The organism is Shewanella sp. LZH-2, assembly GCF_016859145.1.
Classification (GTDB): domain Bacteria; phylum Pseudomonadota; class Gammaproteobacteria; order Enterobacterales; family Shewanellaceae; genus Shewanella; species Shewanella xiamenensis.
Genome location: NZ_CP069350.1, coordinates 4,548,146 through 4,569,311, shown reverse-complemented (window position 1 = coordinate 4,569,311; position 21,166 = coordinate 4,548,146). Strand labels below are relative to the sequence as shown.

Genomic DNA, 21,166 nt, shown 5'->3' with positions numbered 1-21,166 from the left:
CGCATCACCGCCAACGGCATGAATTGAGCCCGCATTTAGCACGTTCAACCTGTTGAGTTTAGCGCTAAATGCGACGGCGTCGGACGATTAAAGCGAATCTTGGGTCGCTAACTCGTGGTAGTGCTGCTCTAAACGGCAGAAGGTCGCTTGGGAGGTTGGCGTGGCGTAGGCCTTAAAAATCATCAAAACCCGCAATACTCCTTCGTACAAAATGCCTTTAGTGATGGTGGACGTGCTCGACTGGGTAAGCTGATAACCAATCCAAAAACTCACAATCATCTTGATGGTGTCGGCAAGTGGGGTGATTTTATCGTTATCAATATTTAAAAAACCATCCTGCTTGAGTTTACCTAGCACGTGACTTGAACGGGTTAATACTTGCTGCTGGGCGTGCAAATATCGGCTTTTTAATTCTTCATCGCGGGCGAGGATATCGGCCAAATTGGCGTACATAAAACGAAATTGCCACAGGGTGTAAAACATCGCATCAAAATAGCCGATCAGCTGTTCTACGTTGACTTGCTCGCCCTCATAGGGCTGAAACCCCGATTCAAGGTGCGCCTCGTAGAGACTGAAGATCGACTGAATAATATCTTCCTTATTACGGAAGTGGTAATAAAGATTCCCGGGACTCATATTTAGGTGAGCGGCAATATGATTGGTGGTGATATTTCGTTCGCCATGCTCATTGAACAGCTCAAGGCTGGCGTAAATAATTTTGTCGCGGGTTTTCATATGTTTTCCAAGTGGCTAGTGAACGCTGCAAATTGACTAAAGAAGGCTAACCAACGACCGCTACACTGCTGGTAAATTATCCCTAATTTAAAACCCTATTGATTAAGCCCCAACGCACAAAAATTCAATAGGATTGGTATACGCAAACAACTTCGAGAGGCTTGAACTCGTATCTTGAGGTCGCTTGGGTATATTATGCTAACATTGCCTTTATCCAACAGGCAAAATCTCATCAGCACGATTTTATGAATCGATTTTTTTACAGTGTGTTGCTTTATCTTTTATCCCCTCTACTCATTGTCTATTTGGCTTTTAGAGCCATTAAAAGTCCAGACTATCGTGGCCGTTGGGACGAACGCTTCGGATTAGCCCAACTTAAACCGACGGATTTACTGATCCATTCGGTGTCGATGGGAGAAACGCTCGCGGCTATTCCCTTGATCCGTTTGATTATGCAAATGCACCCTGAGCTAAGCATTACGGTTACTACCACCAGTCCCACCGGCTCTGCCGAGGTACGTAAAGCCTTTGGTGATCAAGTGCAGCACTGCTATTTGCCCTTCGATTTGCCTTGGTGTGTGAGCCGTTTTCTGCGCCAGTTATCCCCTAAATGGTGCATCATAATGGAAACTGAGTTATGGCCGAATCTGCTGGCACTGGCTGCTAAGCGCGGCGTGCGCTTGATGCTCGCCAATGCTAGGCTGTCGGCTAAATCGGCGGCGCAGTATGCCAAGCGTTCGCAATTAAGTCGTCCCATGTTGCAACGCTTAGATGTGGTTGCTGTGCAGACCCAAGCCGAAGCGCAGCGTTTTATCGACCTTGGAGTGCCTGCTGACAGAGTGACTGTTTGCGGCAGTTTGAAGTTTGATTTGAGTATTACGCCCGAGCGCTTAACCTTAGCACGAGCGCTACGACAAACTTGGGGGCGTGAGACGGCGCCCGTGTGGGTAGCAGGTAGTGTCCACCCCGGTGAGTTTGATGCCATGTTAAGTGCCCATAAACGGTTGCTCGCTAAGTGGCCGGAGGCGCTGCTGATCATTGCGCCGCGTCACCCCGAGCAGTTTGCGGCGGTAGCGGAGGTTGCTGCTAGCCAAGGTTTTGAATATGTGCGCCGCAGTGATGCTCGAGCTATAACTGCCGCGACGCAGGTGCTGGTGGGCGATACCATGGGTGAACTATTAACCTTTTATGGCGCGGCCGATCAAGCCTTTGTGGGAGGTACTTTGATTGAAAATGGGGGCCATAATCCCCTCGAACCCGCGGCCATGGGCGTGCCAGTAATGGTAGGGCCAAACCATTGGGATTTTGCCCAAATTACCCAAATGTTGGCAGATGCGGGAGGCTTGCGGATTGTGAGTTCAGGGCAAGAGTTAGGTGATAATTTGATCCAGTATTTTGAGCAGCCGATTTTACGCCAACAAGCCGCTGAAGCAGGCCTTGCCGTGGTAGAAGCCAATCGTGGTGCTTTGCAGCGTCAGTTTGCTCTCGCCGAATCGTTACTCATGCACCAAACAGCCTAGTGCCACTGAGGTATTAGGCTTTTGGGATAATTGAATGATAACCCTCGAGCAATGCAGCCCAATTAGCGGGTGTAAAGGCAAGTGTTGGCTGCTTACCTTGTTCTTTATTGAAGGAGCGTAGCAGCCTTTCAAGGTTCGCCTTTTGCCATTGGGCATTGGGCGTTTTGATTTCACCCCTATCAAAATCAATCAGATAGAAACATTCTTGTACGCTATCCGCTTGCTGTGGTTGCCACAAAATGTTCTTTGCGTTTAAGTCGGCATGGTAAACGCCGCGGCGATGAAACTGGGCAATGGTGGCGCCAAGTGCTTGCCATTGGGCTTGGCTCATCGTGCCTTTGGTTAACTTAGCGACCAAGTCTTCGGCGCCATCGACCCGCTCAATAATAATGTCGGCACGGTAAAATAAGCCATCACGCACAACATTGGCGGCAATAGGTTTAGGCACCGCAAATTGCTCACGGTAAAGCAGGTCAAGCAGCCTTAATTCACCCATGGCGCGAGTGTTTTCAAGCCCGGTATAGAAGTAGGCATCCTTACTGAATTTCTCCATCAGGCCGCCGCGCCAGTAATGTCGCAGTACCCAATGACTGTGCTCAAATGCTACAAACCAAGTGGTATAGCGGCCCTTGGATGAACCCACAACTGCAGCTTTTTCGCGCCAAAAATCGACCGAGAACCAAGCCGGTGTGATGTCCTCTGGCGTATCTTGGCAAAGTGCCATATAGCCATTGGCAGTATTTATGATTTTGATTTGTGCGTTCATGGGAGATTTGTTGACTTAAGCGTGGCACCTGCGGCCATTCTACATTAAGATCCTCAGCTTGCGCCAAATAACCTTAAGGGCTATTCGCTTGAGTTTAGATATTAACACCATGAATTCTCTCTGCCTGTTGAGGCTATCGGCTATCGGTGACGTCTGTCATGCCGTGGCGATGGTGCAGGCCATTCAGCGCCAATATCCCCAGCTCAAAATCACTTGGGTGATAGGTAAACTTGAATATCAGTTGCTGAAACACTTGCCCGGCATTGAGTTTGTGATTTTCGATAAATCCCAAGGCTGGCGTAGCTATTTTTATCTGCATAAGGCATTGAAAGGCCGTAATTTTGATGTGCTGCTGCATATGCAAGTGGCGCTGCGTGCGACCTTGGCATCCCTCGCTATTTCGGCAAAGGTTCGGGTCGGATTCGACCGTGCCCGCGCCAAAGAAGGTCAATGGCTAGTCACCAATCATAGAGTAGAACCTTTAGCTCAACCCCATGTGCTCGACGGTTTTATGGGGTTCGCCAAGGCGATTGGTGTTAGCGATATTACCCCGAGTTGGAATATTCCTGTCCCTCAAGCGGACACTGAATTTGCCCAGCGCCATATTGTCGATGATGAGAAGGTATTGGTCATTTGCGCGGCCGCCAGTAAAGCCGAGCGTAATTGGCTGCCCGAGCGTTATGCCGCCGTGGCGCAACATGCGGTGAATAAGGGGTATCGAGTTATTCTCTGCGGTGGCCCAACAGCACTTGAAAAGACATTGGCCGAAGATATTGCTAATGCGTGCTCTGCCAAACTCGATAACTTAGTCGGTAAAACCAGTTTGACTCAATTACTGGCTCTGCTGAAACGCGCCAACCTAGTGTTAGCGCCCGATACGGGCCCTGCACATATGGCGGTCACGCAAGGGACGCCAGTTATAGGTTTATATGCCCATTCCAACCCAGGTCGCACCGGGCCTTATTTATCGCAGCAATATGTGGTGAGCGCCTATCAAGAGGCCATCGCCTCACAGCAAAGCGGTGAGGTGAAATGGGGCACCCGTGCCAAAGGCGAGCACCTTATGGCGTTAATTAGTGTCGAAGCCGTGATTGAGAAATTTGATCAGGTTATTCAGCAGACACACAGTTAACCACTGTTAGCCTGTCACCCTGAGTTTTAGATTATCGTTTAGGAGAAAAATCATGCGGATAGCCATAGCCATCGACAGTTTAGCGGGTGGTGGAGCCGAGAAGGTCATGATTACCTTGGCAAAGCAGTTTATTAGCCTAGGGCATGAGCCGCATTTTTTGGTCATGGAAGATAATCGTTATTACGAAACCCCTGATAATTTACCTGTTCATCAATGCTTTGCCGACAAAGATAAAGATTATGACCACTTCGGGCGCCTTGGGGCATCGGTCGATAAGTTACGGGCAAAGATTGCCGAGATTGAGTCCCGAGTCGGTAAGTTCGATCTGTTTTTATCTAATCTTGATAAGACCAATTTGATGATGACCAAAACCGGGGTGACACCACTCTATGTGATTGTGCACTCGTCGGTTGAAGAAGAATTGAGTCGTCAGTTTAAGTTAGGCCCCTTCGCCTACTATAAGAAACTGCGGGCGAAAAAAGCGCTCAATGGCCAGCATTTGATCACTGTGTCCAACGGCATAGCTAAAGAGATTCAAGCTAAGGGACGTTTGCAGCCAGCATCCATGCGAACTATCTACAATCCATTTGAATTTAATGAGATTGTTGCTCAGTCACAGCAAGATAATCCGCAAATTCCTCAGGGTGACTATCTGATCCACGTGGGGCGTTTTGCTAAGCAGAAGCGCCACGATGTGTTGTTTGAGGCTCTTAAACAGACCCAAAATCAGCTACCCGTAGTGTTGTTATGCCATAACCATAAGAAGGCAATTAAAGCAGCGAAGAAATTCGGCATCGAGAAGCGCTTAATCATTCCTGGATTCCAGACTAATCCTTTTCCTTGGATCAAACGTGCGAAAGCACTGGTGCTGAGTTCCGATTTCGAAGGATTGCCGACGGTATTAATCGAATCCTTAGCCTGTGGCACACCAGTGGTGAGTACCGATTGCCCACACGGACCGAATGAGATTTTGACCGGAAATTTGGCTCCCTATCTTGTGCCCCGTCGTAATCCTGCGGCCTTGGCCAAGATGATTGATGCCGTGGTCGCGCAGCCGCCATCCCTCGAACATGTGGAGATTTTAGCTAAGGTGGATGCGACTGCGATTGCCGAACAATATCTCGCGCTAGCGAAATAATTTACCCGAGGAGAAAGCGGTGGAAGCGCGCAAATCAAACAAAAGACGTTATTTGTTCTACATCGCACAGAACTATTCCTATGCGATGCTAAGGCCGCTGCAGCAAGTGATTCTGGCGCGTGGCGATGAGGCGTGTTGGTTCCTCGAAGGCCGTGAGGTCGACCCCAAATTCCTTAAAGCGGATGAAAAACGCTTACTCGATATCGATGCCGTTAAGGCATGGAAACCCGATGCGGTGTTTGTGCCGGGTAACGTAGTGCCAAGCTTTATCCCTGGGGTAAAAGTGGGTGTGTTCCACGGTTTTAATGCGGGCAAAATGAATCATAAGGGGCGAGAAGATCACTTCGAAATCCGCGATTGCTTTGACCTGTATTGCACCCAAGGGCCGGCGACGACGCTACCTTTCCTTGAGCTAGAGAAAAAATTCGGCACCTTTACCGTAGCCGAAACGGGCTGGCCAGCACTCGATCCTTTATTTATTGAAAATAAAGATAATCCTTACATTAAGCCCGATGATCCTCGGCCTGTAGTGCTGTTTTGCTCGACATTCTCCCCCAGTCTGACCTGTGCGCCTGAGGTGTTCGAGCAGATTAAAGCCCTGTCGCAAAAGAGCCAGTGGCGCTGGTTGGTACAATTCCACCCTAAGATGAAGCCAAGTATTGTTGAGCAATACAAGACTCTCGAAAATGAGAATCTGCAGTTTGTGGAAACCGACAACGTGATCCCACTTTTGCAGGCGGGAGATGTGATGCTCTGCGATACATCCTCGATTTTATTGATGTTTTTAATGCAGCGTAAGCCTGTAGTGACCTTTAAAAATCAGTCACCGAAGGCGCATTTAATCGATATTAACCGAGTCGAAGAGATTGAACCTGCACTCACTCGAGCGCTTAGCCGCCCCGATGATTTGATGGCGCATATCCATGATTATTGTAATCAAATTCACCCCACGGGAGATGGTCAGTCTAGCCAGCGTGTACTCGCGGCGACCGATGCCTTGATTGATAAGGGAACCGCTTGGCTTAAACCTAAGCCATTGAACCTACTGCGACACTTTAAAATGCGCCGCAAGTTAGGTTATTGGAAATTGTTTTAAGAAAAAGTAAGGCCGACATAGTGTCGGCCTTGTTTTTAGCTTTGCGCTTTAGTCTCTTCGACCAGCTTAAAGATAATTTCTTGCATGTTTTTCTGAAAATCTTCAATGCTGTGGTTAGCTTTGATGTAGTTAACCGCTTTTAGCGCCAGCTCTCGGCGTAGCGGCTCGTTTTCCATCAAATGGCGGATACCGTCGACAAAGAGTGGGACTTTATCGAAACCATCCCCTAATACCGTGCCGGTAAATACCCCAAATTGGCTGGTGAGTTCATCGGGATCACGACAGCTCACGAGCAGCGTTCCGTAGGATAAGGCTTCCAAAAACGAAATCGGTAGTGCCTCGTGGATTGAGGTATTCACTAAAATCTTAGCGTCCTTAATCAACTGTGCCTTTTTCTCACCCTCAACATGCCCCACAAAGTGTAAGTTAGGGATGTCGAGGTAGTTATTCATGATGGATTGGTTTTTCTTCGATTGTCTAAAGGATTGACCAAGCATGAAAAACTCATATTCTGGCATCAGTTTGGCAATCTCACAGAACAACCAGCCACGCTTAACCGACTCGATACGGCCGAGGAAGATAATGTGATTTTTCTTCGGGTGGGTTTCGACATCGAAGCTGTGATCGATTTCGATAGGATTAGGTAAGTATTTGATCTCGGTTTTATCGTCGAGGTTGTAAAGATCCCGCGCTTTTCTATCGAGAAAACGTGCTTGAGAAATAAAGGAAACTTTACCCGCTGCCCATAGGTCGTGGACAAACTGATAAATGTTGCTATCCCAATAACTTTTCTCAGGAAAGAGTTTTACGGTATTAATTTCATCCCACTCGTAATCGGGGCGTGGATCTTGAACCCAGAACAACAGTTTTTTATCGATATTTGGGATTGTTTTAAGAATACGATAGGAATGTGTCGTCATTTCGATGGATAAGAAAAGATCATAGTTTTTCTTTTTTAAGAATCTAATATTAAGAAAATCCATAAACTTAGCAGCAAGACGATACACTTTGATACCATCAATCATATAACGACGGGGAATTAAGCGCTGTTTACTACAATCTTTCTTTATCAGTACTTCTACTTCAATATTCTCATTGGGTAAGTGTTTGGCGATCAGATGACGGGCAAGAAAGCCGTATCCACCGTACACTGTACCTGTACCACCAAAATATTCATCGACTAATAAAGCGACCTTTAGCTTACCCATAATTACCCCAAAAATACTCACAACGTCCATTTGTGAGACAAATTTATTCGAAGACGAGTATTTTGAGGTTTTTAATTCTTCCGATCAATTAAATAATTATTTTATTAATACAGAACGGAGTTTTATATAGCTAGGTTTTTTAAATGTGTTTAATTTGTATCAGTTTAATAAAAGCATTAGGGTGATTAATTGAATTAAAAACATAATTGATACAATTGTTGTATAAATATTTAATGCGCACCCATTCTGTATCAATTTGTTGCAATTTTAATTAAAACGCCAATATAAGAAATGGCGTTCTAATTAAAATGGTAATTTATTGCGCTAAGTTAATATATTGAGCGGCAATATATTGGCTATCTACTGCCTTTAATATGTCTAGATTGTTTAAAGCAGGTGGTGAGGCTAAGCACTCTAGTGCCTTTTGCGCCAGCAGCGCGGGTTGGCGAACGGGGACGAGATATTGTGCTAAATGGCCTGTGAGAATTTCATTGGGCCCATGGGGGCAATCCGTACTGACGACAGGCGTACCACAGGCTAAAGACTCAATTACAACGGTCGGTAAGCCTTCAAAATCTGAGCTGAGTAACATCAACTCGGCCTTGGCAATCCAAGCGTAGGGATTGTGTTGAAACCCTGGAGTGATGATTCTGTGTTCGACACCGTATTTCTTGGCCAGTTTGCGCGCCTTTTTGGGGCGGTTGCACAGCAGGACAAGTTTAGGGGCTGTTGGCATATCCCTAAGTGCCTTAAACAAAATATCGTGGCGCTTTTGCCGTGTCACGCGGCCGACATGGATCATATAAGGCTCGCTTGGGATCTCGGCAATTTCTTCTTGAGTCTTCTTGCGGATCTCCTCCAATCTAAAGGGATTATAGATTGTCTGAACGCTTTGTGGTTTGAGCCAGGAAGTGGCTCTGAGCTCATCGGCGATGCCATTGGAAACCGTGATGATTTTTTTGCCTATCAGTGCCTTGGCTTTTTTCCAGCGGCGCCAGAAATGCACTGGACCGCGCTTTAATTCCATCAATAGCTCTTGCTTAAGGGCGCAGTGGCAAAAGTAGTAGCAGGGTTCGAAGTCGCAACCCGATACAACTACATCGCAGTCGGTCGAGTTACTTAAAAATAACGAGAACTTACCCGATTGTTCCGCTTCGGCCACCTTGGCCTTCAGGCGTTGTCTTTGTTCCTGTAGGCTTGGCTTTTGGCCGGCGTCATACAGGTAATGAATCGTCACATTTTCTGGCGGCATAAAATCTCCCTCTTTATGGAACACAAAGAGGTGAACATCTTGCCCGGCTTCCTGCAGCACTTCGGCCTGGGATAAGGCAATTTTGACCGTGCCATTCGAGAAAAAGTTATGGCAAAAAATGGCGATTTTTTTCATATAAGTGCTCTGATTACGTGGACTTAATCGGTTGCAGTATGGTTTTAATCCTCCTCGGTTGGATGAAAACCATTGCCTACTTAATCCAATATATTGCGAGTCGGCATTATATCAGCTCATGCCTTTACATGGGCTTAATCCGAGGAATTCTTGCCAGTATTTCAATTTTTAATGGGATTTTTGGTGGTTTTTATCTGGAAGATTCACTCAAGTGGCTAAAACGAGTAGACTGGCGGCAGTGATTTTTAGGTATTTATCTGAGTCGAGCCAGCAAAGTGCATACAAGAGCAATTTATCCTGGGACGTTTGATCCCATTACCAATGGTCATGCCGATTTGATTGAGCGTGCGGCTAAGTTGTTTAAGCATGTGATTATTGGTATTGCAGCCAATCCATCCAAGCAACCTAGATTTACCCTCGAGGAGCGCGTTGAGCTGGTGAATCGTGTCACTGCGCATTTGGATAATGTCGAAGTGGTTGGTTTTTCGGGCTTGCTGGTGGATTTTGCCAAGGAACAGCGTGCGAGCGTGCTGGTGCGTGGTTTGCGTGCAGTGTCTGACTTTGAGTATGAGTTCCAATTGGCCAATATGAATCGTAGATTAAGCCCAGATCTTGAGAGCGTGTTTTTAACACCGGCCGAAGAAAATTCCTTTATTTCTTCCACCTTAGTGAAGGAAGTCGCGCTGCATGGCGGTGATGTGAGCCAGTTTGTTCACCCTGAGGTAGCAAGCGCGTTGACCGCCAAGCTTAACCTCGCAAAAGCCTGATAAGGCTGAGTATTTCTATAAAACCTTTGAGGCATCAGGCCTCGCGATGATAATGAAAAGGATGTTATGAAGGCTTTTTTGACCCCCACTATCCTCGCTGCTAGCGTTGCATCTGGTTTACTGTTTTCTGCTTCCGTTGCTGCCGCCCCTTGGGTGGATGCCTCGGATATTTATTTAAGAGCCGATATTCAAGCACTGGCCGATGCGGGCGTGATCCGTGTGCCTGTGAATACCTTTCCCTTGATGTGGTCTGGTATTGGTGGTGACTTAGCAAAAGTCGAACCCGAGCTATTGTCTCCCCGATTAGTGCAAGCCTTTGCTCGCGTGAACTTTTACTATCAAAACGCCGTCGATAATCGCGGCAATGCGAGGGTTAAACTCTCGGGTGCGACCGATCCCGCTCGCTTCCAGCATTATGGCTCCGACTACCGTGAAAAGGGGGAGGTTAAAGCCTCCTACGAATATTTAGGCTCACGTGTGGCCTATAAAACCACAGTTGCCGAGACGTATGATCCGCAAGATAACAAGAACTTCCGCCTCGATGAGTCTTATTTTGCGGTGATCATGGGGAACTGGATTGCCACCTTAGGTACGGTTGAGCAATGGTGGGGCCCAGGATTCGATTCGGCATTGCATCGCTCTAATAACGCGCGTCCTATGCAGTCACTGTCGCTCAGCCGCAATAATGCCGCCGCCTTCGAAACGCCATGGTTATCTTGGATTGGTCCTTGGACCTTCAAGACTGGCTTTAGCATGGCTGAAAAAGAGCGTGCCGTGCCTAAAACGGCTGAATGGGATATGCGTTTCACCGCCAAACCCCTTCAGCAGCTAGAAATTGGTCTGTCTTGGTCGACACTCTTTTGTGGCGAAGGGCAGAATTGCGACTTCGATTCCTGGTGGGATTCGGTGGCGGGCAGTGCTGTTTGTATCGATGGTTCAGATTCTTGCCTTGCCGAACAACGTCGTGACGCGGGCCATAGAACTCAGAGCATCGATTTACGCTATGCAGATACTTGGCAAGATATTCCCGTTGGTTTGTACCTTGAACGCAGCTGCGAAAACGGCAGCGATTGCGGCTCACTCTGGGGTATAGATACTCATTTCGGCACATCGGGTAAACAGTTCAAGCTGTTTATGGAATACTCGGATACCTTTGTCGAGTGTGATGGTAAGCCTAACTGCTTCTATGAAGATCCTGTTTACCTCAGTGGAGCGCGTTACTACGGCAGAGCTTTAGGCTCGACCTATGATAGCGATGCTCAAGTCTTTGTGTTTGGTTTGGTTGGTCAGTTCCATAACAGCCGCGGTTTTACCTCGCTACTGCGTTATGCCAAGTTGAATAAAGACGGCACCAATGTGGCTACCACATGGGCCCCGCAACCGCCGAAGGAAGACTTGCTAATGCTAGAGTTGTCCTACCGTATGCCGGTGTGGAAGGGCATGTGGAGTTTGGGCGGTACAGTATCGAGATCGGAGTTTGATATACAAGAAAACGATACTAATGCGACCTTCTTTAGCAGTTTTGAATATCGTTTTTAAGCGCTAATCCAATAAAAAGGCCTGCAAATCAGCAGGCCTTTTTATTTTCTCAAAGAGCTTACTTTGCGTAAAACGCGCTGTACCACTCGACAAATCTGCTCACCCCAGTATTGATATCCACTTGGGGTTTATAACCCACCGCCTTAAACAGGTCTTCGGTATCGGCCCAAGTGGAATGCACATCACCGGGCTGCATGGGTAAAAATTGCTTTTTCGCCTCGATGCCAAGCGCGCGCTCGAGTGCGGTAATAAAGTCGAGCAATTGCACCGGGCTGCCATTACCTATGTTGAATACGCGATAGGGCGCGCTGCTATTAGCCGGTGTACCAGTTTCTACACGCCAGTCCGGTGTTGGGCGAGGAGGTTTGTCTTGTACCCTGATGATGCCCTCAACGATATCGTCGATATAGGTGAAATCACGGCTGAGATCGCCATGGTTATACACATCAATCGTTTCACCGGCGAGTATCGCTTTAGTGAATTTAAACAAGGCCATATCGGGTCGTCCCCAGGGGCCATACACAGTAAAAAAGCGCAGGCCTGTGGTGGGTAACTGATAGAGATGCGAGTAAGTGTGCGACATTAACTCGTTGGCTTTCTTAGTCGCCGCATACAGGGATATCGGATGATCGACGCTATCCTCGGTCGAAAATGGCATCTTTTGATTCAAGCCGTAGACAGAGGATGAAGAGGCATACACTAGATGCTCAATCTTATGGTGGCGACACCCCTCTAATATCGTGAGATGTCCGACTAAATTGCTATCGGCATAGGCGAGGGGATTATCGAGGGAGTAGCGCACTCCTGCCTGCGCGGCGAGATGGATAACACGTTGGAAACCCTGCTGCGCAAATAGTGCTGCTATGCCTTCTCTGTCGGCTAAGTCCTGTTTGATAAAACGGAAATTGCTTAACGCTTCGAGTGGCGCCAGCCGTGCGAGTTTTAATCCAACATCATAGTAGTCATTGAGGTTATCAATCCCGACCACCTCATGGCCCATTGCGCAGAGGCGTTTACTTACGTTGGCGCCGATAAACCCTGCCGCGCCTGTGACTAAGTATTTCATGGTAAACCTTGGTGTTGGGGACGCTTAGTCGTGATGGAACAGATCTCGAGTGTAAACCTTATCGGCAACATCTTCGAGTTCACTGGCCATGCGATTCGTGACGATGACATCACACATGGCTTTAAATTCTTCTAAATTGCGGATAACGGTTGATTTAAAGAATTCGTTTTCCTTTAAGACTGGTTCATAGACCACGACTTCAATCCCTTTAGCTTTAATGCGTTTCATCACACCTTGCACCGCAGAGGCTCGGAAGTTGTCCGACTCTGACTTCATGATCAATCGGTAAATCCCCACTCGCTTAGGCTGCTTACGGATAATGGCATCGGCAATAAAATCTTTACGGGTAGTGTTAGCATCGACAATGGCGCTGATCAGATTGTTGGGCACATCGTTATAGTTTGCGAGTAATTGCTTAGTATCCTTTGGCAGGCAGTAACCACCGTAACCGAAGGAGGGATTGTTATAGTAATCGCCGATGCGCGGATCTAAACATACGCCTTCGATAATCTGGCGGGTGTTAAGTCCACGACTTTCAGCATAGGTGTCCAACTCATTAAAATAGGCGACGCGCATGGCTAAAAATGTATTGGCAAATAACTTTATCGCTTCTGCCTCGGTGCTGTCGGTGAGCAAAATCGGAATATCTTGTTTAATCGCCGCATTAGCAAGAAGGGTTGCAAAGGTTTGGGCGCGAACTGAACGTTCACCCACAATGATACGAGAGGGGTGAAGGTTATCGTAAAGAGCTTGGCCCTCGCGTAAAAACTCGGGTGAGAACAGAATGTTCTCGCTATTTAATCTGGTTCTCAAACTCGCAGTAAAGCCGACGGGTACAGTCGATTTAATAATAATCGTCGTGTCGGGATTCAGGGCGAGGACTTCCTTGGCGACATTTTCGACCGATTGAGTATTAAAGTAGTTGGTTTGCGGATCATAGTCAGTCGGGGTGGCAATAATGACAAAATCGGCGTCTTTGACTGCGTTTTTGTCCATCGTGGCGCGCAGATTTAAGACACTATTGCACAGGTATTCTTCAATCAGGTTGTCCGCGACGGTTGATTTTCGGTCATTGACCAATTTGACTCGTTCAGGCATCAGATCAATAGCAGTCACTTGGTTTTGCTGCGCGAGCAACACCGCATTTGATAGGCCGACATAGCCCATTCCAACCACAACTATGTTCATAGATTCAATAAAGTTTGGCATGTAGTTATCTAACCTAGCATTTTCTGTGGCGATAAAATATGTCATTTCGATGAAATCCACAGTTCCAAATTAAGTACTCTTTTCTTGCATTTTACGCCTATACAATGCTGGTCTTGCATACGGTTTAATTCATAACATCCTATCAATGCAGATTTTTATTTTGCAACAATCCTATGTTACCGTATTTATGGTCATAAACGCTGGAGTATTAATGTGATTTCAGTTGTCATCCCCGCAAAAGATGAGGTGGGCAATATTGGCCCATTAATGGAAGAGATATGCCAAGCCCTGCAAGGGATGACTGAGTTTGAAATTCTGGTCGTCGATGACGGTAGCCAAGATGACACTTTTGGTGAAGTCATCGATACCGCTGAACTGATGCAGTGCAACGCAAAAGCTATTCGTCACGAGCGCAGTACTGGCCAAAGTACCGCAATATTTACAGGCGTTTTACATGCCCGCGGTAAATACATCGTTACCTTAGATGCCGATGGGCAAAACGACCCTGCGGATATTCCCGCCATGTTGGCACAACTGCCGCAAATACATGCCGAACACTTTTGTATTGCCGGTTACCGCAAAAACCGTAAAGACACGGCGTGGAAGCGATTCCAGTCCCGCTTTGCTAATAAAGTGCGTGATGCACTGTTACACGATGGCGTACCCGATACCGGCTGTGGCCTAAAACTCTTCCCCCGTGAAACCTTCCTTCGTATGCCTTACTTCGACCATATGCACAGATATATCCCTGCACTCGTGCGCCGCATGGGGGGAGAGGTATTTATTTCTGTGGTGAATCATAGAGATCGCCAAGTTGGGGTGTCTAAATATACCGCTTGGAATCGGGTCTGGGTCGGGATTGTCGACATCATGGGCGTCATGTGGCTCGGTCGCAGGGCGAAAATCGCTAAGGTCGCCCGTAGCGAAACCCGCTGGCACGATTAAGATGAAGCGACTCTATAAGGCGGTGTTTATCGTCTTTATTTTGCTGGTGTTAATGTTTGCGGCCCCGCAAGGGTTATTCGAGCATGTGACCGATAGCAATTGGGTGGCACACTTTATTGCCGCTCAAGGGGTCTATGCGCTGGCGGTATTGCTGATGGTTGGCGCCTTGTTTACCGCTGTCGGTGGGCCGAGGCAGGTGATCGCCTTTGTATTCGGCTTTGCCCTCGGTGGTATCTATGGCGGTCTATTTTCCACCTTAGCGGCATTGCTGGGTTGTGTGCTGGCGTTTTATACCGCGAGATTAACCATTCGAAGCAGTCTGCAACGGCGTTTTGGCAATCGTTTACAAAAGTTTGAGGCGCTGATCATTCATCGGACTTGGTTAAAAGTCTTAATGATCCGTCTGTTACCCGTGGGCAGTAATCTGCTGACGAATCTGTTTGCGGGGGCGACACATATCCCCGCGGGGGGATTTATGTTTGGCAGCGTGCTGGGTTATTTGCCGCAGATGCTGATTTTCAGCTTCGCTGGCGCAGGCATTGGTTTGTCTGATCATAACCAACTGAGGATCAGTATCGGGCTGTTTATTTTCTCGAGTCTTATCGGCGCTTACCTTTACCGTTCTAGCCTGCGTAAGCAGGTGGATGAATTGGAAAACTAAATAGGGATTAGGAATGGATGCATTGAATCGTCGTTTCAATAGCGAAGATTATTACCAAGTACTCTGGCCGCTGCTGTTGATGGGTTTGCTGATCTTGCTGGTTGGCATAGGTTTTCGTTCACCTTGGCCTGCCGACGAGCCGCGGTTTGTTGAGGTTGCGCGGGAGATGGTTGCCTCGGGCCAATGGTTATTCCCTACCCGGGGCGGGGAATATTATCCCGATAAACCACCAGTATTTATGTGGGCGATTGCCCTGTTTTATCAACTAACGGGGTCGTTAAAATTCTCCTTTTTACTCCCCAATGCCCTCTGTGGCTTGCTGACGGTATTCCTTGTCTATGATTTGGGTGCCAGATTGTGGAATGTGCGGGTTGGGCGCAACGCTGCACTATTGCTCCTTATCGTGCCGCAGTTTTTGATGCAGGCGAAAAATGCCCAGATAGATGCCATGGTGATGTGTTGGATAACCGTGGGATGTTACGGATTAATCAGACATTTTATGCTTGGGCCTAAGTGGCATTGGTATTTTATCGGTTGGGCATTTATGGGGCTTGGGGTGATCACTAAGGGGGTTGGTTTTTTGCCCCTATTGTTGCTCATTCCGATTGGGATTTACGCCTTCAAAGATAAGACCCGTTTTGAGGGGCGCTTAACTTGGCTTTGCCTGGCGGGGCCGTTGGCCATGCTGGTCGTGATTGCCTGTTGGTTAGTGCCAATGGTGATGACGGTTCAAGCCCATGGCACTCCCGAGATGGTGGCCTATCAAAATAACATTTTGTTTAAGCAAACGGGCGAGCGTTACGTCAATGCTTGGCACCATATCAAGCCTTGGTATTTCTTCGTGCTGAGCGTGATCCCTTGGATGTGGTTCCCGATTTCGTTGCTGGTGGTCGCCTATTGGAAACACTGGGTGCAAAAGGTGAAGGCCGACCCCACCATTGCGATTCTGCTGATTTGGGTCGGGCTAGTGGTACTGTTTTTTAGCATTAGCCCGGGCAAGCGCAATGTATATATTTTGCCCGCATTACCTATGCTGGTCCTTGCGGCGTCGGCGGCATTAACGGGCGTTTCGCCCAAAGCTTGGTTTGAAAAACTAGTCACTGGTGTGCTGTGGTTCTTGGGCTCGCTCGTGTTAGTGGCCGGCGTGCTGGCGCTTATCCATCACCCTGCGCTTGTCAAAGCGCTAGCAGACTATACCGATGATCTCACTGGCATTGGTTACTTATTTATTTTGCTCGGGGTGCTTTGGTGTGCCTTGCTGTGGCTGGCGCGTCATCAGTTTGCGTTGGTGAAGGTGGGGCTGGTTTCCGCCTTGGGCTGGGTGCTGGTGAGCACTTGGGGTTACGCTATGCTTGATGAAATGCGCACCCCCAGAAGCCTGATGCTACATACCGCCGAAGTGATAGGTGAGGATGCCGAGCTTGGGTTAGTAAACTTTAAAGAGCAATTTATTCTGTTCTCGCCCATGAGTGTGACGCATTTTAGTTATCTCGCGCCAGTAGAAGAGCAGGAGCGTAACGCGTGGCAATGGATGCAGGAGAACAAACAGCGTTATGTGTTAGTGCCTAGCGGTGCTGAGCTGAGTTGTTTCGATATTAAAGGCGGTAAGAGTATGGGGATTGCCCACCGTGACGAGTGGATTTTGTTATCCGCTGCGGAACTTAAGCCTCAGTGCCAAGCGCCAGAGCGTGAGTATCGTTACTTTACCGATCATCCTGGCCGTTGGTTAAAAGAGTAATCAAACTTTATATTGAAGAAGCTAAAAATACCTGCGATTGCAGGTATTTTTATAGGCGAGATTAACGTGTCTGGCAGATGCCGCAAAACACTGTGGTGCGTTGACCAAGGCGAATTTCGCTGAGTAGATTGCCGCATTGAGTGCAGGTTTCGCCGCCGCGGCCGTAAACATGCAGCTTTTGGGCGAAATAGCCGGGTTTACCCTCGGCATTGGTGAAGTCCTTAAGCGTGGTGCCGCCCTGCTTGATGGCGTGTGCGAGTATTTGTTTGACCTCGGCAACCAGTACCGTTAAGCGTTCAATATCTATCTTGCCTGCCTCCGCCTCGGGGTGTATCCCTGCGGCAAACAGTGCTTCGTTGGCGTAAATATTTCCCACACCCACCACAATATGATTATCCATCAGGCAGAGTTTGATGGCCTTCTTCTTGCCCGCCAGTGCGGCAGCTAACTGATTAACGTTAAAGGCATCGGTCAGAGGTTCTGGCCCGAGTTTTTCCAGCAGCGGATGGGCTTCCTCTGGCAATTGGCACCATAACCAAGCGCCGAAGCGTCTTGGGTCGTTAAAGCGCAGAATGCGGCCATTGGCGAGAACGAGATCGATATGGTCATGCTTCTCCACTGGCGTGTCGTGGGGCAGGATCCTTAGGCTGCCCGACATCCCCAAATGCACTATGCTGGTGCCAGCATCGGTATCGATTAACAGATATTTAGCGCGGCGGCGCACTTGGCGTATGGTCTGGCCAATGATCTGTTTGGCAAGTTCGGGAACGGGCCAACGCAGTGAGGCGTTACGTACTACGAGGTCAACCACGGTTTGATCGACTAAGTAAGGGGTTATCCCTTGACGGGTGACTTCGACTTCTGGTAATTCCGGCATGATTGGCTTCTTTTATTCAATAGATTAACGTGCAGGTTTCGCATCGAGGATTGGCTGTAAACCCGTCCTTAAGCTCGGTGGTACTAAGTACCAGTTGCTCGCGGGAGATTTAAGGACGCCTTCATCGGGGAAATAAATCCAGCGCTGTGATTGGCGAATATCGGTAATTTGGATCACCAGTTCCTGAGGTTTGCCAGTGGGTTGTGGCGCGTCATTCAAGGGCGAGACCCTCAAACCTTGCCAAGCCTTTGCCCATTGCTCACAGTTGAGTACTTGTGGATCGCATTCCCAGCTTGAAGTTTGTTTGTGCAGCCAAATACCATCCAACTGCAACTGAGCCAGTGGGGCATTATCATCAAATAGTCGTTGCGCATCACTGGGCACATTATGGGTTTTCTTATCCATAAACGTGAGCACGCCAATGATAAACACGCAGGCAAGAATAATGATGTTATTCCACTGTTTACGAGTAAGCGCCATAGGAAGAGTGACACAAAAAATAGGACTAATGCCATGAGTGTATCACGGCAAAATTGAGATGCTAGCCCTGAGGTGAGGAGGTTAACCGCCGGTGGCGTTCATAAACCGCAGAATTTGTACTTCGTTATTATCGAATACATGCTGCTGAGGTTTGCGCTTAATGCCTTGGAGAATGGCGGTTTTTAGCCGTTCAATATCGCCGGGGAACTCTCTTATAATGCTTTTTAAATCAACGGAGTGCTCATTACCCAGACAGAGCAATAGCTGTCCCTCTACGGTAACGCGCACCCGATTACATTCGTGGCAAAAATTATGGCTATGGGGTGAGATAAAGCCGATGTGAATTGGACTATCGACCATCTTATAGTAACGCGCGGGTCCGCCTGTGCGTTTATTGGAGAGTTGTAGTGGATAATGCTCGCTAATCATGGCCTTAACTTCATCACTGCTGCAATGGCGCATGCGTTTGCGTTCATCCATTTCACCCAGCGGCATTTCTTCAATAAAGGCGATATCGAGCTTGCGGTCGCGGCAAAAGTTAACCAGATCGATGACTTCATGATCGTTTTGCTGTTTGAGGATCACGGCATTGATTTTTATGCGCGTAAAGCCTGCGGCAATGGCCGTATCAATGCCTTCGATAACGCGTGCTAATTTGCCGTTGCGTGTCAGTTGGGTAAATAGTTCGGGGTTAAGGGTATCTAAGCTGATATTTAAACGCTTAAGACCCGCATCAAACATAGGTTTGGCAAACTTACTGAGCCTAGAACCGTTGGTGGTCATCGATAAATCTTTGAGCCCTGGGAGCTTGCCAAGTAAGTGCACCAGTTGATCGCAATCGCTACGCACTAGCGGCTCGCCGCCGGTGAGGCGAATTTTGGTCACCCCCAGTTCAGTAAAGGCTTGGGCAATCCAAGCCAACTCTTCGAGGTGCAGTACATGGTCCTTGGGCAAGAAGCAGGGATCTTCCGTCATGCAGTAGACACAACGGAAATCGCAGCGATCTGTCACTGAGAGTCGTAAATATTCGACCTGACGGCCAAAGGCATCCACAAGTTGGCTCATAGGGACTCAGTGGCTCTTATAGAAGATCGGCAAAAGGTTGAATAAACACGGTTTCACCCGCATTCACCACCTCAGCATCATCTCCAATGATGATAAGGCAATTGCCTTTGACCATAGAGCTGAGCATGCCCGAACCTTGGTTACCTGTGCTGGTCACGTGCAGCCGGCCATCATGACCGAGGCGATAAATGCCGCGGATAAACTCAGTGCGGCCCGTGCGGCTTCGCAGGGTTTCATCGGTAATCGCTGGGAATAATGGCGCCTGCCAGTGAGTTTCACCAGCGAGTTTACGCAGCGCAGGTTGCACAAATTGTAGGAACGACACCATCACCGCCACCGGATTGCCGGGCAAGCCGAAGAACAAGCTATCGCCGACCTTACCAAAGGCGAGTGGGCGACCGGGGCGCATATTGATCCGCCAGAAGTCGATATTGCCAAGGCGTGCCAGCACGGCCTTGATGTAGTCGGCATCGCCAACGGAAACCCCGCCAGAGCTAATCACCACATCGGCCTGCGCCGCGGCTTTGGTTAAGGTGGCTTCGAGTGCGCTTTCGGAATCTTCGATAATGCCTAAGTCAATGACGTCACAACCTAAACGTTTTGCCATCGCTTTGATGGTGTAACGGTTTGAGTCATAGATACAGTTTGGATTCAAAGCCTCGCCGGGTTGGCTGACTTCATCCCCGGTTGAGAACACGGCCACGGTCGGGCGGCGATAAACCGTCACACGGTCAAGGCCGAGGGAGGCTAATAAGCCCTGTTCGGCGGCGCTTAGGCGTGTGGCTTGGTTGAGGGCGACTTGGCCTTGGCCAATGTCTTCGCCCGCAAGGCGAACGTGTTGGCCTTGCTGAATGCGGCCTTCAAAACTGACCTTGGCATTGGCCTCGTTAGCCAGTTCTCTAGGTTGTACTGTGTCGGCACCTGCTGGTATGGGGGCCCCAGTCATAATGCGCACGGTTTCACCCGCTTTGAGTGTGCCCGAATATTGATGTCCGGCGAGGACTTCGCCGACTAAGGTGAAGCTTGCAGGCAGCGGATCTTGATAGGCGAAGGCATAACCATCCATCGCCGAGTTGGTTTGCTGCGGTACATCCACGGGCGAAATGCTGTCGCGGGCGAGCACGCGATTATCTAAATCGTCTAAGCCTATGTCTTCCACCTCAGTGACAGGCGTGACATGGGATAAAATCTGCGCTAACCCTTGGCTCACGCTCAGGTTTTTATCACTACCCATGGTGCAGGCATCGACAGTTGCGAGCGGTAATGCGGGGTTAGGGGCTTGCCAACTATTGGCATATTCCATCACAAAGTCAGCAATTTGCGCGACATTGTTAAGGTCGAGTCTTCTGAGCTCGCTCGGTAGCTCGGTGTCATCACAGCAAGCGATGGCGAGAATATTGTCGTCTTGGGTATAGATAAACGGCTTACCGTGGGCAGCGCGGTGCAGCTCAATTTTCGGTAGCGTGAGTTTTTTAAAGCCTTCGACTAAGACGATATCGACTTTATCGGCTTCAATTTGCTTGAGCAGGTGGACTAACTCTGGGTCGCCATCGCGGGCATCTTCGGTCATTAGCGCCCAACGCACATGGGAGGCGACTAGCATTTGCCGCGCACCAGCTTTGCGCATCTCGTAGCTGTCTTTACCGGGAATATCGACATCAAAATCATGGTGAGCATGTTTGATCACCGCCAGACGCAGACCGCGCTGATTTAATTCGGGGATCAATTGCTTGAGTAGGGTGGTTTTCCCCGTGCCGCTATAGGCACAAAATCCGAGAACGGGAATAGATAGCGGATTGACGAAGGGAGTACTCATTTGCACCTCTAATCTAGGAAA

The 21,166-nt window shown here is 48.5% G+C and carries 20 protein-coding genes; 10 read left to right on the top strand and 10 right to left on the bottom strand.

Annotated elements, in window-relative coordinates; translation table 11 throughout:
- Positions 1–87: 87 nt before the first annotated feature.
- A complete protein-coding gene (locus JM642_RS20040) occupies positions 88–735 on the bottom strand; it encodes a TetR/AcrR family transcriptional regulator (RefSeq protein ID WP_037424052.1) in 648 nt (215 codons plus the stop codon).
- Positions 736–980: 245 nt separating this feature from the next.
- On the opposite strand from JM642_RS20040, the gene waaA reads away from it, so the two are divergent.
- Positions 981–2,255 (top strand): lipid IV(A) 3-deoxy-D-manno-octulosonic acid transferase, encoded by a 1,275-nt coding sequence (waaA, locus tag JM642_RS20035; protein ID WP_203432447.1) that lies wholly within the window; start codon positions 981–983, stop codon positions 2,253–2,255.
- Positions 2,256–2,268: 13 nt separating this feature from the next.
- Here waaA and JM642_RS20030 read toward each other — a convergent pair whose 3' ends face one another.
- Positions 2,269–3,021 (bottom strand): 3-deoxy-D-manno-octulosonic acid kinase, encoded by a 753-nt coding sequence (locus JM642_RS20030; protein WP_203432446.1) that lies wholly within the window; start codon positions 3,019–3,021, stop codon positions 2,269–2,271.
- 88 nt (positions 3,022–3,109) lie between these two features.
- On the opposite strand from JM642_RS20030, the gene JM642_RS20025 reads away from it, so the two are divergent.
- From JM642_RS20025 to JM642_RS20015, 3 genes are read left to right on the top strand one after another with little or no spacing between them, the layout of a single operon-like run.
- On the top strand, positions 3,110–4,153 hold the full coding sequence (locus tag JM642_RS20025) for a glycosyltransferase family 9 protein (RefSeq protein WP_203432445.1): 1,044 nt from the start codon (positions 3,110–3,112) through the stop codon (positions 4,151–4,153).
- A 52-nt stretch (positions 4,154–4,205) separates the two neighbouring features.
- The gene (locus tag JM642_RS20020; protein ID WP_203432444.1) at positions 4,206–5,291 is read left to right on the top strand and encodes a glycosyltransferase; all 1,086 of its coding nucleotides are present in this window, start codon (positions 4,206–4,208) and stop codon (positions 5,289–5,291) included.
- Between the two features lie 19 nt (positions 5,292–5,310).
- On the top strand, positions 5,311–6,387 hold the full coding sequence (locus JM642_RS20015) for a CDP-glycerol glycerophosphotransferase family protein (RefSeq protein ID WP_203432443.1): 1,077 nt from the start codon (positions 5,311–5,313) through the stop codon (positions 6,385–6,387).
- 35 nt (positions 6,388–6,422) lie between these two features.
- Here JM642_RS20015 and JM642_RS20010 read toward each other — a convergent pair whose 3' ends face one another.
- Entirely contained in the window at positions 6,423–7,595 is a 1,173-nt protein-coding gene (locus tag JM642_RS20010) for a glycosyltransferase family 4 protein (RefSeq protein ID WP_203432442.1), read from the bottom strand.
- 316 nt (positions 7,596–7,911) lie between these two features.
- Positions 7,912–8,982: a glycosyltransferase gene (locus tag JM642_RS20005; protein WP_203432441.1), complete on the bottom strand. Its 1,071-nt coding sequence runs from the start codon at positions 8,980–8,982 to the stop codon at positions 7,912–7,914.
- Between the two features lie 38 nt (positions 8,983–9,020).
- On the opposite strand from JM642_RS20005, the gene JM642_RS20000 reads away from it, so the two are divergent.
- The 3 genes from JM642_RS20000 (at position 9,021) to JM642_RS19990 (ending at position 11,288) form a co-directional block, all read left to right on the top strand.
- Positions 9,021–9,224, top strand: a complete 204-nt coding sequence (locus JM642_RS20000; protein ID WP_144375925.1) for a hypothetical protein — start codon at positions 9,021–9,023, stop codon at positions 9,222–9,224.
- Positions 9,225–9,257: 33 nt separating this feature from the next.
- Positions 9,258–9,749: a pantetheine-phosphate adenylyltransferase gene (coaD, locus tag JM642_RS19995; protein WP_011718800.1), complete on the top strand. Its 492-nt coding sequence runs from the start codon at positions 9,258–9,260 to the stop codon at positions 9,747–9,749.
- A 66-nt stretch (positions 9,750–9,815) separates the two neighbouring features.
- On the top strand, positions 9,816–11,288 hold the full coding sequence (locus tag JM642_RS19990) for a capsule assembly Wzi family protein (protein ID WP_172589768.1): 1,473 nt from the start codon (positions 9,816–9,818) through the stop codon (positions 11,286–11,288).
- A 58-nt stretch (positions 11,289–11,346) separates the two neighbouring features.
- Here the strand turns inward: JM642_RS19990 and JM642_RS19985 are convergent, their stop codons facing one another.
- Positions 11,347–12,354, bottom strand: coding sequence for an NAD-dependent epimerase (locus JM642_RS19985; protein WP_172589767.1), 1,008 nt, complete (start codon positions 12,352–12,354; stop codon positions 11,347–11,349).
- 24 nt (positions 12,355–12,378) lie between these two features.
- Entirely contained in the window at positions 12,379–13,542 is a 1,164-nt protein-coding gene (locus JM642_RS19980; protein WP_047540075.1) for a nucleotide sugar dehydrogenase, read from the bottom strand.
- A gap of 234 nt (positions 13,543–13,776) precedes the next feature.
- On the opposite strand from JM642_RS19980, the gene JM642_RS19975 reads away from it, so the two are divergent.
- Genes JM642_RS19975 through JM642_RS19965 form a run of 3 tightly spaced genes read left to right on the top strand, consistent with a single transcriptional unit; the run spans position 13,777 to position 16,907 of the window.
- Positions 13,777–14,508 carry a glycosyltransferase family 2 protein gene (locus JM642_RS19975; protein ID WP_203432440.1) on the top strand — a complete coding sequence of 244 codons (732 nt, stop codon included), beginning with the start codon at positions 13,777–13,779 and terminating at the stop codon, positions 14,506–14,508.
- A 1-nt stretch (position 14,509) separates the two neighbouring features.
- Positions 14,510–15,169: a VTT domain-containing protein gene (locus JM642_RS19970; RefSeq protein ID WP_203432439.1), complete on the top strand. Its 660-nt coding sequence runs from the start codon at positions 14,510–14,512 to the stop codon at positions 15,167–15,169.
- A gap of 13 nt (positions 15,170–15,182) precedes the next feature.
- Complete coding sequence (locus JM642_RS19965; protein ID WP_172589766.1) at positions 15,183–16,907, top strand: glycosyltransferase family 39 protein; 1,725 nt, start codon at positions 15,183–15,185, stop codon at positions 16,905–16,907.
- Between the two features lie 61 nt (positions 16,908–16,968).
- Here the strand turns inward: JM642_RS19965 and mutM are convergent, their stop codons facing one another.
- The 4 genes from mutM to JM642_RS19945 form a co-directional block, all read right to left on the bottom strand.
- Positions 16,969–17,784 carry a bifunctional DNA-formamidopyrimidine glycosylase/DNA-(apurinic or apyrimidinic site) lyase gene (gene mutM, locus JM642_RS19960; RefSeq protein WP_099457199.1) on the bottom strand — a complete coding sequence of 272 codons (816 nt, stop codon included), beginning with the start codon at positions 17,782–17,784 and terminating at the stop codon, positions 16,969–16,971.
- A gap of 24 nt (positions 17,785–17,808) precedes the next feature.
- Positions 17,809–18,264 carry a hypothetical protein gene (locus JM642_RS19955; protein ID WP_203432438.1) on the bottom strand — a complete coding sequence of 152 codons (456 nt, stop codon included), beginning with the start codon at positions 18,262–18,264 and terminating at the stop codon, positions 17,809–17,811.
- A gap of 81 nt (positions 18,265–18,345) precedes the next feature.
- Positions 18,346–19,329: a GTP 3',8-cyclase MoaA gene (moaA, locus tag JM642_RS19950; RefSeq protein WP_203432437.1), complete on the bottom strand. Its 984-nt coding sequence runs from the start codon at positions 19,327–19,329 to the stop codon at positions 18,346–18,348.
- Between the two features lie 16 nt (positions 19,330–19,345).
- On the bottom strand, positions 19,346–21,145 hold the full coding sequence (locus tag JM642_RS19945; protein ID WP_203432436.1) for a bifunctional molybdopterin-guanine dinucleotide biosynthesis adaptor protein MobB/molybdopterin molybdotransferase MoeA: 1,800 nt from the start codon (positions 21,143–21,145) through the stop codon (positions 19,346–19,348).
- Positions 21,146–21,166: the final 21 nt, after the last annotated feature.

Bases quoted from the DNA above. Each gene is read 5' to 3' on its own strand.
- JM642_RS20040 (WP_037424052.1), bottom strand. From the start codon at position 735: ATGAAAACCCGCGACAAAATTATTTACGCCAGCCTTGAGCTGTTCAAT.
- waaA (WP_203432447.1), top strand. From the start codon at position 981: ATGAATCGATTTTTTTACAGTGTGTTGCTTTATCTTTTATCCCCTCTA.
- JM642_RS20030 (WP_203432446.1), bottom strand. From the start codon at position 3,021: ATGAACGCACAAATCAAAATCATAAATACTGCCAATGGCTATATGGCA.
- JM642_RS20020 (WP_203432444.1), top strand. From the start codon at position 4,206: ATGCGGATAGCCATAGCCATCGACAGTTTAGCGGGTGGTGGAGCCGAG.
- JM642_RS20010 (WP_203432442.1), bottom strand. From the start codon at position 7,595: ATGGGTAAGCTAAAGGTCGCTTTATTAGTCGATGAATATTTTGGTGGT.
- JM642_RS20005 (WP_203432441.1), bottom strand. From the start codon at position 8,982: ATGAAAAAAATCGCCATTTTTTGCCATAACTTTTTCTCGAATGGCACG.
- JM642_RS20000 (WP_144375925.1), top strand. From the start codon at position 9,021: ATGGTTTTAATCCTCCTCGGTTGGATGAAAACCATTGCCTACTTAATC.
- JM642_RS19990 (WP_172589768.1), top strand. From the start codon at position 9,816: ATGAAGGCTTTTTTGACCCCCACTATCCTCGCTGCTAGCGTTGCATCT.
- JM642_RS19985 (WP_172589767.1), bottom strand. From the start codon at position 12,354: ATGAAATACTTAGTCACAGGCGCGGCAGGGTTTATCGGCGCCAACGTA.
- JM642_RS19980 (WP_047540075.1), bottom strand. From the start codon at position 13,542: ATGAACATAGTTGTGGTTGGAATGGGCTATGTCGGCCTATCAAATGCG.
- JM642_RS19970 (WP_203432439.1), top strand. From the start codon at position 14,510: ATGAAGCGACTCTATAAGGCGGTGTTTATCGTCTTTATTTTGCTGGTG.
- JM642_RS19965 (WP_172589766.1), top strand. From the start codon at position 15,183: ATGGATGCATTGAATCGTCGTTTCAATAGCGAAGATTATTACCAAGTA.
- mutM (WP_099457199.1), bottom strand. From the start codon at position 17,784: ATGCCGGAATTACCAGAAGTCGAAGTCACCCGTCAAGGGATAACCCCT.
- JM642_RS19955 (WP_203432438.1), bottom strand. From the start codon at position 18,264: ATGGCGCTTACTCGTAAACAGTGGAATAACATCATTATTCTTGCCTGC.
- moaA (WP_203432437.1), bottom strand. From the start codon at position 19,329: ATGAGCCAACTTGTGGATGCCTTTGGCCGTCAGGTCGAATATTTACGA.
- JM642_RS19945 (WP_203432436.1), bottom strand. From the start codon at position 21,145: ATGAGTACTCCCTTCGTCAATCCGCTATCTATTCCCGTTCTCGGATTT.